Origin of the sequence: Mycobacterium sp. E735 (assembly GCF_001666955.1) — a bacterium.
Classification (GTDB): domain Bacteria; phylum Actinomycetota; class Actinomycetes; order Mycobacteriales; family Mycobacteriaceae; genus Mycobacterium.
The window spans coordinates 1-13,484 of sequence record NZ_LZIX01000132.1 but is presented as its reverse complement, the minus strand read 5'-3'; the positions used below and the strand labels follow the sequence as shown (position 1 = coordinate 13,484).

General features: G+C 69.6%; 12 protein-coding genes and 1 pseudogene. 7 read left to right on the top strand and 6 right to left on the bottom strand.

What is annotated here, in order from left to right; genetic code table 11:
• Positions 1-818 (bottom strand): annotated as a pseudogene (locus A5704_RS10450) (transketolase); the annotation flags it as partial.
• A gap of 258 nt (positions 819-1,076) precedes the next feature.
• Between A5704_RS10450 and A5704_RS10445 the strand changes: the two are divergent.
• Positions 1,077-2,003 carry a heme o synthase gene (locus tag A5704_RS10445; RefSeq protein ID WP_067753054.1) on the top strand — a complete coding sequence of 309 codons (927 nt, stop codon included), beginning with the start codon at positions 1,077-1,079 and terminating at the stop codon, positions 2,001-2,003.
• A gap of 116 nt (positions 2,004-2,119) precedes the next feature.
• Here the strand turns inward: A5704_RS10445 and A5704_RS10440 are convergent, their stop codons facing one another.
• Complete coding sequence (locus A5704_RS10440; RefSeq protein WP_067888893.1) at positions 2,120-3,094, bottom strand: quinone oxidoreductase; 975 nt, start codon at positions 3,092-3,094, stop codon at positions 2,120-2,122.
• Between the two features lie 19 nt (positions 3,095-3,113).
• On the opposite strand from A5704_RS10440, the gene A5704_RS10435 reads away from it, so the two are divergent.
• Positions 3,114-3,755, top strand: a complete 642-nt coding sequence (locus A5704_RS10435; RefSeq protein ID WP_067888890.1) for a hypothetical protein — start codon at positions 3,114-3,116, stop codon at positions 3,753-3,755.
• Here A5704_RS10435 and A5704_RS10430 read toward each other — a convergent pair.
• From A5704_RS10430 to mptB, 4 genes are all read right to left on the bottom strand, one after another.
• Positions 3,705-4,640 carry a heme A synthase gene (locus A5704_RS10430; RefSeq protein ID WP_197504967.1) on the bottom strand — a complete coding sequence of 312 codons (936 nt, stop codon included), beginning with the start codon at positions 4,638-4,640 and terminating at the stop codon, positions 3,705-3,707. The two genes, A5704_RS10435 and A5704_RS10430, sit on opposite strands and share 51 nt — an antisense overlap.
• A gap of 171 nt (positions 4,641-4,811) precedes the next feature.
• Positions 4,812-5,522 (bottom strand): ABC transporter permease, encoded by a 711-nt coding sequence (locus A5704_RS10425; protein WP_231968974.1) that lies wholly within the window; start codon positions 5,520-5,522, stop codon positions 4,812-4,814.
• A gap of 77 nt (positions 5,523-5,599) precedes the next feature.
• Positions 5,600-6,535, bottom strand: coding sequence for an ABC transporter ATP-binding protein (locus tag A5704_RS10420; RefSeq protein ID WP_156670053.1), 936 nt, complete (start codon positions 6,533-6,535; stop codon positions 5,600-5,602).
• Between the two features lie 58 nt (positions 6,536-6,593).
• Positions 6,594-8,294: a polyprenol phosphomannose-dependent alpha 1,6 mannosyltransferase MptB gene (gene mptB / locus A5704_RS10415; protein ID WP_067888887.1), complete on the bottom strand. Its 1,701-nt coding sequence runs from the start codon at positions 8,292-8,294 to the stop codon at positions 6,594-6,596.
• A 164-nt stretch (positions 8,295-8,458) separates the two neighbouring features.
• Here mptB and A5704_RS10410 point away from each other — a divergent pair, with 164 nt between their 5' ends.
• The 5 genes from A5704_RS10410 to A5704_RS10390 form a co-directional block, all read left to right on the top strand.
• Positions 8,459-9,199 (top strand): metalloregulator ArsR/SmtB family transcription factor, encoded by a 741-nt coding sequence (locus A5704_RS10410; RefSeq protein ID WP_067888884.1) that lies wholly within the window; start codon positions 8,459-8,461, stop codon positions 9,197-9,199.
• Positions 9,196-10,644 carry a Fe-S cluster assembly protein SufB gene (gene sufB, locus A5704_RS10405; RefSeq protein ID WP_067888882.1) on the top strand — a complete coding sequence of 483 codons (1,449 nt, stop codon included), beginning with the start codon at positions 9,196-9,198 and terminating at the stop codon, positions 10,642-10,644. Before A5704_RS10410 ends, sufB begins: the two co-directional genes overlap by 4 nt.
• On the top strand, positions 10,644-11,831 hold the full coding sequence (gene sufD, locus A5704_RS10400) for a Fe-S cluster assembly protein SufD (RefSeq protein ID WP_067888877.1): 1,188 nt from the start codon (positions 10,644-10,646) through the stop codon (positions 11,829-11,831). Before sufB ends, sufD begins: the two co-directional genes overlap by 1 nt.
• On the top strand, positions 11,828-12,664 hold the full coding sequence (sufC, locus tag A5704_RS10395; RefSeq protein WP_067754092.1) for a Fe-S cluster assembly ATPase SufC: 837 nt from the start codon (positions 11,828-11,830) through the stop codon (positions 12,662-12,664). Before sufD ends, sufC begins: the two co-directional genes overlap by 4 nt.
• A gap of 2 nt (positions 12,665-12,666) precedes the next feature.
• The coding region (locus A5704_RS10390; protein WP_067888874.1) for an aminotransferase class V-fold PLP-dependent enzyme at positions 12,667-13,484 on the top strand (818 nt) is incomplete at its 3' end.

Sequence of the window (13,484 nt, the reverse complement as noted above, 5' to 3'; positions counted from 1 at the left end):
GCCGGGAAGCCGATGATGGTGCGCAGCTCGATGAACGACGGCCGGTCGGTGACGGCCTTGGCGTTGGCGATGGCCTCCTCGATGCCGACCACGTTCTCGCCGCCCTCGACCCTCTGCACGTGCCAGCCATAGGCCTCGTAGCGCGCGGCGGTGTCCTCGCACAGCGCGATGTTGGTGTCGTCCTCGATCGAGATCTGGTTGTGGTCGTAGAAGACGATCAGGTTGCCCAGCTGCTGGACGGCGGCCAGCGACGAGGCTTCCGAGGTGACACCCTCCTCGATGTCGCCGTCGGAGGCAATCACGTAGATGAAGTGGTCGAACGGGCTGGTGCCCGGGGCGGCGTCCGGGTCGAACAGCCCGCGTTCGTAGCGCGAGGCCATCGCCATGCCCACCGCCGAGGCCAGACCCTGGCCGAGCGGACCCGTGGTGATCTCAACGCCCTTGGTGTGCCGGAACTCCGGGTGTCCGGGCGTCTTGGATCCCCACGTGCGCAGCGACTCGATGTCGGACAGCTCCAGGCCGAACCCACCGAGGTAGAGCTGGATGTACAGCGTCAGGCTGCTGTGTCCGCAGGACAGCACGAAGCGGTCGCGCCCTAGCCAGTAGGTGTCGCTCGGATCGTGGCGCATCGTTCGCTGGAAGAGCGTGTACGCCAGCGGAGCCAGGCTCATCGCCGTTCCGGGATGTCCGTTGCCGACCTTTTGCACCGCGTCTGCGGCCAGCACCCGAATCGTGTCGACGGCGGCCGAGTCGATCTCGGACCAGTCGTCGGGGAGGTGCGGTTGGGTCAGCGTAGAGATCTCTTCGAGTGTGGTCACAGACTCAGTCCTTGGGGTCATCGAGCTGATCAATCCCACCCTAGTGCGGGAGGGCCGGCTCTTGCAGTGCTGGATTTCGGGTACCCGCCGCCGGCTGATGTGAAAATTACGCGGTGGGCGTCGACCCGTAACATTCAGTTCGGAAATCTGGGAGGAGTCTCCCGTGATTGGACCCTGCGGGCAGACCGTCACCGGCCCGCGGTCTACCATCGTGCGTAGTAGATGCTGCGCGCAGCTGCGACCCCAAGGAGTTATTGCGTGAGCGTTCGCGGGCGCGTCGCCCCGAGCCAGATGCCGAGCCGAGTGCAGGGCACGGTACTGGCGTACTTGGCGCTGACCAAGCCGAGGGTCATCGAGCTGCTGCTCGTCACCACCATTCCGGCCATGTTGCTCGCCGACCGCGGCACCGTGAACCCGCTGCTGATCCTCAACACGCTGGTCGGCGGGATGCTGGCCGCCGCGGGCGCCAACACACTCAACTGCGTGGCCGACGCCGACATCGACAAGGTGATGAAGCGCACGGCACGCCGGCCGTTGGCCCGGGCCGCGGTCCCGCGCAGCCATGCGCTGGTGTTCGGGTTGGCGCTGTCGGTGGGGTCATTCTTCTGGCTGTGGTGGACGACGAACATGTTGTCGGCGCACCTGGCCAGCGCCACCATCGCCTTCTACGTGCTGGTCTACACGCTGCTGCTCAAGCGCCGCACGTCGCAGAACGTCGTGTGGGGCGGCGCGGCCGGCTGCATGCCCGTGATGATCGGCTGGTCGGCGGTAACCGGCACCATCGGCTGGCCGGCACTGGTGATGTTCGCGATCATCTTCTTCTGGACGCCGCCGCACACCTGGGCGCTGGCCATGCGCTACAAGGAGGACTACAAGGCGGCCGGTGTGCCGATGCTGCCCGCCGTGGCCACCGAGCGCCAGGTCACCAAGCAGATCCTGATCTATACCTGGCTGACGGTGGCGGCGACGCTGGCGCTGGCGCTGGCCACCGGCTGGCTGTACGCGGCCGTCGCCTTGGTCGCCGGGGTGTGGTTCCTGGCGATGGCCCACCAGCTGCACGCCGGGGTGCGCGCCGGCGAGCCGGTCAAGCCGCTGCGGTTGTTCCTGCAATCGAACAACTATCTGGCGGTGGTGTTCTGCGCGTTGGCGGTCGACTCGGTGATCGCGCTGCCGCACCTGTTCTGACGCTCGCGATCCCGCCACACCACAAGCCCGACCCGTCGCCCCCGAAGCGTGGCCTTCGAGTGGCACAGTGCCGCATGCCTCCGGCGGCGGGGCGGCTGTGGCCGCTGTGACAGCGATCAGGGCAGCAGCACGATCGAGCCGGTCGTCTTGCGGCCCTGCAGATCCTGGTGGGCGCGGGTCGCTTCGGCCAGCGGATAGCGGCCGCCGACTTCGATGGTGATCCCCCCGCCGGCGATCGCGTCGAACAATTCCTCTGCGCGCCAGCTGAATTCCTGGCCGGTGCGAATGAAGTGGGCCAGCGACGGCCGGGTCAGGAACACCGAGCCCGCGGCGTTGAGGCGCTGCGGATCGAACGGCGGAACGGGCCCGCTGGCCGCGCCGAACAGCGCCAGCGTGCCCCGCACCGCCAGGCTGGCCAGGCTGGCGTCGAAGGTGGTGGCGCCGACGCCGTCGTACACGGCCTCGACACCGGCGCCGTCGGTGAGCCCGCGGATCTGCCTGCCGAAGTCGTCCGCGTCGTCGGGATAGGACAGCACCTCGTCGGCGCCGGCCTGCCGGGACAGCCGGGCCTTCTCCGGCGTGGAGACCGTGGTGATGACCCGCGCGCCGAGCAGATGCGCCCATTGCGTCAGGATCAGCCCGACCCCGCCCGCTCCGGCATGCACCAGCACGGTGTCGCCCGCCTGTACCGGATACACCGACTTCAACAGGTAGTGCGCGGTCAGGCCCTTCAGCAGCACCGACGCGGCCACGTCCGAGGTGACGCCGTCCGGCACGTGCGCCGTCAAAAACGCTGGGGCCGTGGCGTACTCGGCGTAGCCGCCGGCCGCCGATGCGCTGACCACCCGCTCGCCGGCGCGGAAGCCGTCGACGCCGTCACCGGTCGCCTCGACGGTGCCGCACAATTCGGAACCGAGGATGAACGGCAGCTCGCGCGGGTACTGCCCCGAGCGGAAGTAGGTGTCGATGTAGTTGACGCCGATCGCCTCGGCCTTGATGAGCACCTCGCCGGGCCCGGGCGTGGGCTGGGGTGCGTCGACGTAGCGCAGCACCTCGGGGCCGCCGGTTTCGCTGACTTCGATTGCGTGCATGTGCTTATCATGCCCGGGCATGAAACTCGCCCGTCCGGACATCTTCCATCCCCGCATCGTGCTTGCGGGCGGTCCGCGCCATCCCGACGACGCCGGCCTGGTGCCCGCGCTGCGCACCCGCGGGCTGCACGCCCGCTGGCTGTCCTGGGACGATCCCGAGACCCTCGACGCCGACCTGGTGATTTTGCGCGCGCCCGCGGACCGGCGTGACGAGTTCCTCGGCTGGACGCGGCGGGTGCGCCACCTGCTCAACCCGCCGGACGCGGTCGCTTGGAACCTCGATGAGCGGTATCTGCGCGACCTGGAGGCCGGCGGGGTGCCGACGCTCGCGGGCGGAACGGCGCGGGCGGCGTTGATCTTTCTCGGCGGCAAGCAATCACACGCCTGGCCAGTCGAGCCGGACGGCGAGCCGTGGGACCTCGGGTACGCCGCACTGGCGGCCGCCGCCGAGCGCACCGGAATCGCCGTCCGCGACCTCCTGTACGCGCGCGCCGACGTCGCCGAGGGGCGGCTGGTGGGACTCGACCTCGTCGCGCCGTCGCTGGGCTGGCGGCAGCTGGGCGCCGACGACCGCGAGCGCGCCCAGCGCGACTTCGCGGTGGCCGTGGAGTCAGCCTGCGAGCGGTTCGGCCTCGGCCCGCTCTCGCATCGACGCCCATAGCGCGGCGGTGGCGGCCGTGCAGGCGGCGGCCCCGGCCACGTGCAGGGCGACCAGCGCGGCGGGTACGCCGGTGAAGTACTGCGCGGTGCCGACGGCGGCCTGCGCGCACACCAGGGCGAGCAGCACGATCAGCCGCCGCAGGATCGGCCGGGCGGCGCGCACCGCCAGCAGCCCGAACCCCAGCCCGACCAGCAGGGCGAGGTAGGCGACCAGCAGCGAGGAGTGGGCATGGACCAGGGTGTCGACCGCGACCTTCAGCCGGGGGACGGTCCGGGTGGGGCTGCGGTCACCCGCGTGCGGCCCGGCGGCCGTCACCAACGTGCCCGTGACGAGCACCGCGGCCAGGTCCAACCCGATCAGTGCCGTCAGGGCGCGCAGCGGCCGGGGGACCCGCCGGCGCAGCACGCCGTCGTCGGGCTCGCTGATCTTGACGTAGAGCAGCACCGACAGCCACACCATCGTCATCGAGGTGAGCAGGTGGATCGCGACCGTCCACCACAGCAGGCCGGTGCGAACGGTGATGCCGCCGATGACCGCCTGCACCACCGTCGACACCGGCATCAGCCACGCGTAGACGAGGACCTCGGTCCGGCGCCGGGCCCGGATCACGGCCAGCACCGCCAGCGCCGCGGCGACGACCACCGCGAAGGTGATCATGCGATTGCCGAATTCGACCGCCTGGTGGATGCGCGGCACCTCGGCATGGGCGACAGGGGTGAAGCTGCCCGGGAAGCACTGCGGCCAGGTGGGGCAGCCCAGGCCCGACGCCGTGACGCGGACGATCGCCCCGGTGACGGCGATACCGCCCTGGGTGAGGATGACGGCCGCGGCGAGGAGGCGCTGGACGCGCACGCTGGGATTGGGGAGCAGGTCCACCAGCCGCATCAGCGTTCGTCCCACGGGCATGGCCCGATGGTAGGCCAAGCAAAACTACGTCCTGTAGTAAGCCCTGGCGTCGCGAGACGTAAACGACGCACACCCGGCGCGGCGTGTCGTGTGCGTGGTTTACGTGTCGCGAGCGCCCCGCGGCGATCTCACCCGCGTCAGGTGATTGCGTCAGGTGAAGCGGAACCAGCGCAGCGCCGCCAGCGCCGCGACCGCGCCCCACGCCGCCAGGACGGCGATGCCGAACCAGTCCACCGACAGGACCATCGCCCGCGACAGGGCCTCGGTGAGCGCACCCGAGGGGGTGAGCCGGGCCGCCCACTTGACCCCGGTCGGGATCATCCCGCTCTCGACGGTCAGTGCCCCGAGCCCGGCGAAAACGAACCACAACAGGTTGGCCACCGCCAGCACGATTTCGGCCCGCAGCGTGCCGCCGAGCAACAGCCCGAGCGCGGCGAACCCGGCCGTGCCCAGCGCGATGACCGCCGCGCCCAACGCCAACGCGGCCAACGCTGGACGCCAGCCCAGCGCAAACCCGATGGCGCCCAACAGGATTGCCTGCAGGAACACGACAGTGACCACGGCCAGCGACTTGCCGGCGATGATGCCCCAGACCGGCAGCGGGGTCGCGCCCAACCGCTTGAGCGCGCCGTAGCGGCGGTCGAAGGCGACCGCGATGGCCTGTCCGGTGAACGCGGTCGAGATCACCGCGAGGGCCATGATGGCCGGGACGAAGGTGGCGGCGCGGTTGTGGCCGAAGGAGCCGAACGGCAAGAGCGTCAACCCGACCAGCAGCGTGATCGGGATGAACATGGTCAGCAGCAGCTGCTCGCCGTTGCGCAACAGCAGCTTGAGCTCCAGCCCGAATTGCGCGGCCAGCATCCGCGGGACGGCGTTCGGCCTGGGGTCGGGGGTGAAGGTTCCAGCCGGGAAGACGTTCGATTGGGTCTTGTCCAGTTTCAAGGCCGCAACTTCCTGCCGGTGAGGTCGAGGAACACGTCCTCGAGGCTGCGCTGCTCGACGCGCATGTCGGTGGCCAGCACGTCGATCCGCGCGCACCACGCGGTGACGGTGGCCAGCACCTGCGGATCGACCGGACCCTCGACCAGGTACTCGCCGGGCGTCACCTCCGAGGCCTTGTAGTCCTCCGGCAGCGCGGCGGTCAGCAGCGACAGGTCGAGCCGTGGCGGCGCGGTGAACCGGAGCTCGTCCTTGGCGCCCGCGCGCATCAGCTCGGTCGGCGTGCCGGCGGCGACGGTCGCGCCGTGGTCGATGATGACCAGCCGATCGGCGAGTTCCTCGGCCTCCTTGAGCTGGTGTGTCGTCAGCAGCACCGTCACGCCGTCGCGGCGCAGCGCGTCGATCAGCTCCCAGACCAGCAGCCGGGCGTGTGCGTCCATGCCCGCCGTCGGTTCGTCGAGGAAGACCAGCTCGGGCCGGCCGACCAGAGCGCAGGCCAGCGCGAGCCGCTGCTGCTGGCCGCCGGAGAGCCGCCGGTAGGTGGTACGGGCGGCGTCGGTGAGGCCCAGGGTGTCCAGCAGCCACGCCGGGTCCAGCGGGTCGGCGGCGTACGAGGCGACCAGGTTCAGCATTTCGCTGGCCCGCGCGGACGGGTACCCGCCGCCGCCCTGCAGCATCACGCCGATGCGGGTGCGCAGGCGGGCGTTGTCGGCGATCGGGTCCAGGCCGAGCACCTCGATGGTGCCGGCGTCCGGGCGCACGAAGCCCTCGCACATCTCGACTGTCGTGGTCTTTCCCGCGCCGTTGGGACCCAGCAGGGCCAGCACTTCGGCGGCATGCACCTCGAGGTCGAGATCGGCGACCGCCGTGGTGGATCCGTAGCGCTTGCTCACCCCGCGCAGCCGCACGACCGTTTCAGGAACGTCCGAGCTCACGAGCGCCGCTCTCCCCCGCAAGCGGGTGGGGTCCCCACTGCATCGTCGTCGGCGCGGCTCACGTGGAATCAGCGTAGGCGTCAGGCACCGCGGCCGGGCGCGGGGTCTCGGCGGTCGTGGGCGCCGGCGCCGTTTCGGCCGTCGTCCCTTGCGGTTCGGCGCTGTCGCCCGGGAGTCGCCGCCACGGCAGCCGGGTGTAGGTCACCGCGATGAGCACCGCCACGATCACGGTGCTGGCCAGGGTCGCGTCCACGATCTGGAACAGCGCGAAGCGGTCGCCGTTGGCGGTCGGCCCGAAGATGCCGACGACCAGGGTGATGACGATGACCGCGATGCGGAAACCGCTGCGGGTCGCCCAGGCGGCGAGCGGGATGATCGCCCAGAGCAGATACCAGGGCTGCACGACGGGGAACAGCAGCACCGTGACGCCGAGCGCCACGCCCAGGCCGCCGATCGGATGCAACCGGCCGCGGAAGACGGCCACCAACAACCAGCCGACCATCACCGTGATGATCAGCACGCCGATCGCGCGCGTGAGCCCCAGCACCGCGGTGGTGTGATCGCCCAGCCCCAGCAGGATGCCCACCTGCCCGGTGCCCAGGGCGAGCAGCGTCGGCGGCGACATCCAGCTGCGCACGACGTTGGCGGTGCCCAGCGTGTAGATCCAGCCGAAACCGAGGCCGCTGGCCCAGCCGACGAGCGCCATCACCGCCAGCGACAGCGCGCTCATCGCGCCGCCCGCCAGCAGCAGCGCCCGTAGGTTGCCCCCGCAGCGGTACGCCAGCGCCATCGTGACGAAGCCGAGCGCCAGCAGCGACGGCAGCTTGACCTGTGACGACAGCACGATCAGGACCGCCCCGGCCAGCAGCATGCCGAGCGGTTCCCAGTCGGGACCGGGCCGCCAGGAGGCCGGGAAAAGCCGCGGCGAGTCGATGCCGCGCAGCGCGAACTCGGCGCCGGCCAGCATCAGCCCGAGCATCAGTGCCTCGTTGTGAACGCCGGCGACCAGATGCATGATGAGCAGCGGATTGGCCGCGCCCAGCCACAGCGCGCTGACCTCCGCGACGCCGCAGCGCCGCGCCAACCGCGGGGTCGCCCACACGATCAGGCCCACGCCGACCAGCTCGACCAGCCGGTGGCACAGCACGGCGGCGACGATGTTCTCCCCGGTGATGGCCGAGATGCCGCGCCCGATCCACAAGAAGAGCGGGCCGTAGGGCGCCGGTGTCTCCCGCCACAGTGTCGGGACCGACAGCGTGAAGACGTGGGACAGGCCGAGCCCGGACGCCGGCCCCACCCGATAGGGGTCGAGCCCCTCGAGGGAGATCTGGCTCTGGGCCAGGTAGGAGTAGACGTCTTTGCTGTACATCGGCGGGGCGATCAGCAGCGGCAACGTCCACAGCAGCAGGGTGCGGTCCAGGTCGCCGCGGGACATCCGCCTGCTGCCCAGGGCGAACCGTCCGACCATCAGCCAGGCCAGCGCCATCATGACCGCACCGGTGGTCGTCATCGTCAGGGACACGGTCTGGATCCGGGACGGCAGGTTGAGCAACCGCACCCCGAAGGTCGGGTCCTGGACCACGGGCCGGGCGCCTGCGCCCAGCGCGCCGATGGCCATCAGGATGGTGCCGGTCGCACCGAAGAGGCGGGTGCGCTGCAGCGCGGTGAGCTCGGTATCGTTCAGCGGCGTGCCCACCGCCTGCTCGTCGCCATGCAGGCTGGCGATCGACGAGCTCAGCACGTGGTGGCGGGCTGCCATCAGAGCAGCGTAACCGTCGGGGTCACCGGGCTCGCCTGCCAACCCGGCGGCGATCGCGAGCGCGGTTGCAACGGGTCGCCGCGTTGTACCGAATGTGACCAGTGCAACGCCCGCGCAGGGGACCCTTGGTAGACCGATCCCCGGAATTGCGTCACACTGGTGTTGTGAAAATCCGAACCGGCCTCGATGACGCCGCCGTCGGCGCGGCGATGCCGGATGGCCACACCCGCCGCGCGATCGTGCGCCTGCTGGTGGAGTCCGGATCGATCACCGCCGGCGAGATCGGTGACCGGCTCGGGCTGGCGGCCGCAGGAGTGCGACGCCACCTCGACGCCCTGATCGAAGCGGGGGACGCCGAGTCGGTGCCCGCCGCGTCCTGGCAGCAGGTCGGTCGCGGGCGTCCCGCCAAGCGGTTCCGGCTCACCGCGGGGGGCCGCGCCAAGCTCGAGCACGCCTACGACGACCTGGCGGCGGCCGCCATGCGGCAGTTGCGGGAAATCGGCGGTGAGGACGCCGTCCGCACGTTCGCCCGGCAACGGATCGATTCGATCCTGGCCGGCGTACCGTCGGCCGAGGGCGACGACGACGCCGAAGTCGAGGCGGCCGCGGAGGGGGTGGCCGGCGCGCTGACCAAGGCCGGTTACGTCGCCACCACGACGCGGGTCGGCGGCCCGATCCACGGCGTGCAGATCTGCCAGCACCACTGCCCGGTGTCGCACGTCGCCGAGGAGTTCCCGGAACTGTGTGAAGCCGAGCAGCAGGCCATGGCCGAGGTGCTCGGAACCCACGTGCAGCGGTTGGCGACCATCGTCAACGGCAACTGCGCCTGCACCACCCACGTACCTCTTACCCCGGCGCCCAGCCCGCGTCGCGACACCACGAGCATCGAAGGAGCGTCGTTATGACCCTCACGCCAGAGGCCCAGAAGGCCATAACAGAGCCGTTGACCCAGGAGCAGGCGATCGCGTCGCTGGGCCGCTACGGCTATGGCTGGTCGGACTCCGACGTCGCCGGAGCGAGCGCCCAGCGCGGGCTGTCCGAGGCGGTGGTCCGCGACATCTCGGCGAAGAAGAACGAGCCGGAATGGATGCTGCAGACCCGGCTGAAGGCGCTGCGCATCTTCGACCGCAAGCCGATGCCCAACTGGGGCTCGGACCTGAGCGGCATCGACTTCGACAACATCAAGTACTTCGTGCGGTCGACCGAGAAGCAGGCGGCCTCATGGGATGACTTGCCGGAGGACATCCGGAATACGTACGACCGCTTGGGAATTCCCGAGGCCGAGAAGCAGCGGCTGGTCGCCGGGGTGGCCGCCCAGTACGAGTCCGAGGTGGTGTACCACCAGATCCGCGAGGACCTGGAGTCCCAGGGCGTCATCTTCCTCGACACCGACACCGGCCTGCGGGAACACCCCGAGCTCTTCCAGCAGTACTTCGGCACCGTGATCCCGGCCGGGGACAACAAGTTCTCCGCGTTGAACACCGCGGTGTGGAGCGGTGGGTCCTTCATCTACGTTCCGCCGGGCGTGCACGTCGACATCCCGCTGCAGGCCTACTTCCGGATCAATACGGAGAACATGGGCCAGTTCGAGCGGACCCTGATCATCGTCGACGAAAACGCCTACGTGCATTACGTCGAGGGCTGCACCGCGCCCATCTACACCTCGGACTCGCTGCACTCGGCGGTGGTGGAGATCATCGTAAAGCCCGGTGGCCGTTGCCGTTACACCACGATTCAGAACTGGTCGAACAACGTCTACAACCTGGTCACCAAGCGGGCGCGCGCCGAGGCCGGCGCCACGATGGAGTGGGTCGACGGCAACATCGGGTCCAAGGTGACCATGAAGTACCCGGCCGTCTGGATGACCGGTGAGCACGCCAAGGGTGAGGTCCTGTCGGTCGCCTTCGCCGGGGAGGGCCAGCACCAGGACGCCGGCGCCAAGATGCTGCACCTGGCGCCCAACACGTCGAGCAACATCGTCTCCAAATCGGTGGCCCGCGGCGGCGGCCGCACCTCCTACCGCGGCCTGGTGCAGGTGAACAAGGGCGCGCACGGGTCGCGTTCCAGCGTGAAATGCGATGCGCTGCTGGTCGATACGATCAGCCGCAGCGACACCTACCCCTACGTCGACATCCGCGAGGACGACGTCACGATGGGCCACGAGGCCACCGTGTCCAAGGTGAGCGACAACCAGCTGTTTTACCTGATGAGCCGCGGGCTGACCGAGGACGAGGCGATGGCCATGGTGGTGCGCGGCTTCGTCGAGCCCATCGCCAAGGAACTGCCCATGGAGTACGCCCTGGAGCTCAACCGGCTAATCGAGTTGCAGATGGAAGGCTCGGTCGGCTAGTGACGAACGTGACTGAAGCGGTTGAGGGTTCGGCCCTCACCGCTGCCAACAAGGGTGAGTTGTTCGCCTCTTTTGACGTGGACGCCTTCGAGGTGCCGAGCGGGCGCGACGAGATCTGGCGGTTCACCCCGCTGCGGCGGCTGCGTGGCCTGCACGACGGCTCCGCTCAGGCCACCGGGAAGGCGCAGATCAGCGTCGACGAGCAGCCGGGCGTGCAGGTCGAGACTCTGCGCCGCGGCGACGAGCGGCTGGGCCGCGCCGGCGTGCCCACCGATCGGGTTGCGGCCCAAGCGTTTTCGTCGTTCAATTCCGCGACGCTGGTAAGCGTCGGCCGGGACGTGCAGGTCTCCGAGCCGGTCAACATCACCGTGACGGGGCCGGGCGCCGGGGCCGTGGCCTACGGGCACCTGCAGATCGGCGTCGCCGAACTCGGCGAGGCGGTCGTGGTGATCGACCACCGCGGGAGCGGAACCTACGCCGACAACGTCGAGTTCATCGTCGGCGACGCCGCCCGCCTCACCGTGGTGTGGGTCGCGGACTGGGCCGACGACATGGTGCACGTCAGCGCGCATCACGCCAAGCTGGGCAAGGACGCGGTGCTGCGCCACGTCGCCGTCACCCTGGGCGGCGAGGTGGTGCGAATGTCGGCCAACGTGCGCTACGCCGCCCCGGGCGGGGACGCGGAGATGCTCGGCTTGTACTTCGCCGACGACGGGCAGCACCTCGAATCGCGGTTGCTGGTCGACCATGCGCAACCCAACTGCAAGTCGAACGTGCTGTACAAGGGCGCGCTGCAAGGGGATCCGTCCTCGCATCTTCCCGATGCCCACACCGTCTGGGTCGGCGACGTGCTGATCCGCGCCGAGGCCACCGACACCGACACCTTCGAGGTGAACCGCAACCTGGTGCTCACCGACGGGGCGCGCGCCGACTCGGTGCCCAACCTGGAGATCGAGACCGGCGAGATCGTCGGGGCCGGACACGCCAGTGCCACCGGACGCTTCGACGACGAGCAACTGTTCTACCTGCGGGCCCGCGGCATCCCCGAGGACCAGGCGCGCCGCCTGGTGGTGCGCGGCTTCTTCGGCGAGATCATCGCCAAGATCGCCGTGCCGGACATCCGCGAACGCCTGACCGCCGCCATCGAACACGAACTGGAAATCACGGAGAAGACAACAGCGTCATGACGACTTTGGAAATTAAAGACCTGCACGTCAGCGTCGAAGATCCCAACGCCCCCGAGGGCAGCCGCGAGATCGGAATCCTCAACGGCGTCAACCTGACCGTCAAGTCCGGTGAGACGCATGCGGTCATGGGCCCCAACGGCTCGGGCAAGTCCACGCTGTCCTACGCCATCGCCGGTCACCCGAAGTATCGGGTGACGTCCGGCTCGATCACGCTCGACGGCGAGAACGTGCTGGACATGAGCGTCGACGAACGCGCCCGCGCCGGCCTGTTTTTGGCCATGCAGTACCCCGTCGAGGTGCCCGGCGTGTCGATGTCGAACTTCCTGCGCAGCGCCGCCACCGCCGTCCGCGGCGAGCCGCCGAAACTGCGGCACTGGGTCAAGGAGGTCAAGGCCGCCATGGCCGACCTCGATATCGACCCGGCGTTCGCCGAACGCAGTGTCAACGAAGGGTTTTCCGGCGGCGAGAAGAAGCGCCACGAAATCCTGCAGCTGGGTCTGCTCAAGCCCAAGATCGCGATCCTCGACGAGACCGACTCCGGCCTGGATGTGGACGCGCTGCGGGTGGTCAGCGAGGGCGTCAACCGCTACGCCGAGGCCGAGCACGGCGGCATCCTGTTGATCACCCACTACACCCGGATCCTGCGCTACATCCGCCCGCAGTTCGTGCACGTGTTCGTCGGGGGCCGGATCGTCGAATCCGGCGGCCCGGAGCTGGCCGACGAGCTCGAGGAGAACGGCTACGTGCGCTTCACCCAGACCGATGGCGGCGACCCGCAGCGCCCGGCTTCGCCGCGCTTGGGATCCCCGCGAGCGGCGGCCGCGGGAGCGTAGGCATGACCGCACTGGACGTCGACGCCATCCGCGCTGACTTTCCGATCCTCAAGCGCGTGATGCGCGGCGGAAAGCAGTTGGCGTACCTGGATTCCGGCGCGACGTCGCAGCGCCCGCTGCAGGTGCTCGACGCCGAGCGCGAGTTCCTGGTCACGTCCAACGGGGCTGTGCATCGTGGCGCGCACCAGCTGATGGAGGAGGCGACAGACGCCTACGAGCAGAGCCGCGCCGACGTCGCGGCGTTCGTCGGCGCCGACACCGATGAGCTGGTCTTCACCCGCAACGCCACGGAGGCGCTCAACCTGGCGTCGTATGTTTTGGGCGACAACAGGTTTGACCGGGCCGTCGGCGAGGGAGACGTGATCGTCACCACGGAGCTGGAGCACCACGCCAACATCGTGCCGTGGCAGGAGCTGGCCCGACGCAGCGGCGCCACGCTGCGCTGGTACGGCGTGACCGACGACGGGCGCATCGACCTGGATTCGCTGGAGCTCGACGAGCGCGTGAAGGTCGTTGCTTTCAGCCATCATTCGAACGTGACCGGCGCGGTGGCGCCGGTGACGGAATTGGTCGGCCGCGCCAAGGCCGTCGGCGCCGTGACGGTGCTGGACGCGTGCCAGTCGGTGCCGCACGAGCCGGTCGACCTGCACGCACTGGACGTCGACTTCGCCGCGTTCTCCGGCCACAAGATGTTGGCCCCCAACGGAGTTGGCGCCCTCTACGGCCGCCGCCAGGTGCTCTCGGAGCTACCGCCGTTCCTCACCGGCGGGTCGATGATCGAGACCGTGACCATGGAGACGTCGACCTACGCCCCGGCGCC

What these genes read in the sequence shown, in the direction of transcription:
- A5704_RS10440 (WP_067888893.1), bottom strand. Translation starts at nt 3,094, where the DNA reads ATGCACGCAATCGAAGTCAGCGAAACCGGCGGCCCCGAGGTGCTGCGC.
- A5704_RS10435 (WP_067888890.1), top strand. Translation starts at nt 3,114, where the DNA reads ATGAAACTCGCCCGTCCGGACATCTTCCATCCCCGCATCGTGCTTGCG.
- A5704_RS10430 (WP_197504967.1), bottom strand. Translation starts at nt 4,640, where the DNA reads ATGCGGCTGGTGGACCTGCTCCCCAATCCCAGCGTGCGCGTCCAGCGC.
- A5704_RS10425 (WP_231968974.1), bottom strand. Translation starts at nt 5,522, where the DNA reads ATGCTGGCCGCGCAATTCGGGCTGGAGCTCAAGCTGCTGTTGCGCAAC.
- mptB (WP_067888887.1), bottom strand. Translation starts at nt 8,294, where the DNA reads ATGGCAGCCCGCCACCACGTGCTGAGCTCGTCGATCGCCAGCCTGCAT.
- sufB (WP_067888882.1), top strand. Translation starts at nt 9,196, where the DNA reads ATGACCCTCACGCCAGAGGCCCAGAAGGCCATAACAGAGCCGTTGACC.
- sufC (WP_067754092.1), top strand. Translation starts at nt 11,828, where the DNA reads ATGACGACTTTGGAAATTAAAGACCTGCACGTCAGCGTCGAAGATCCC.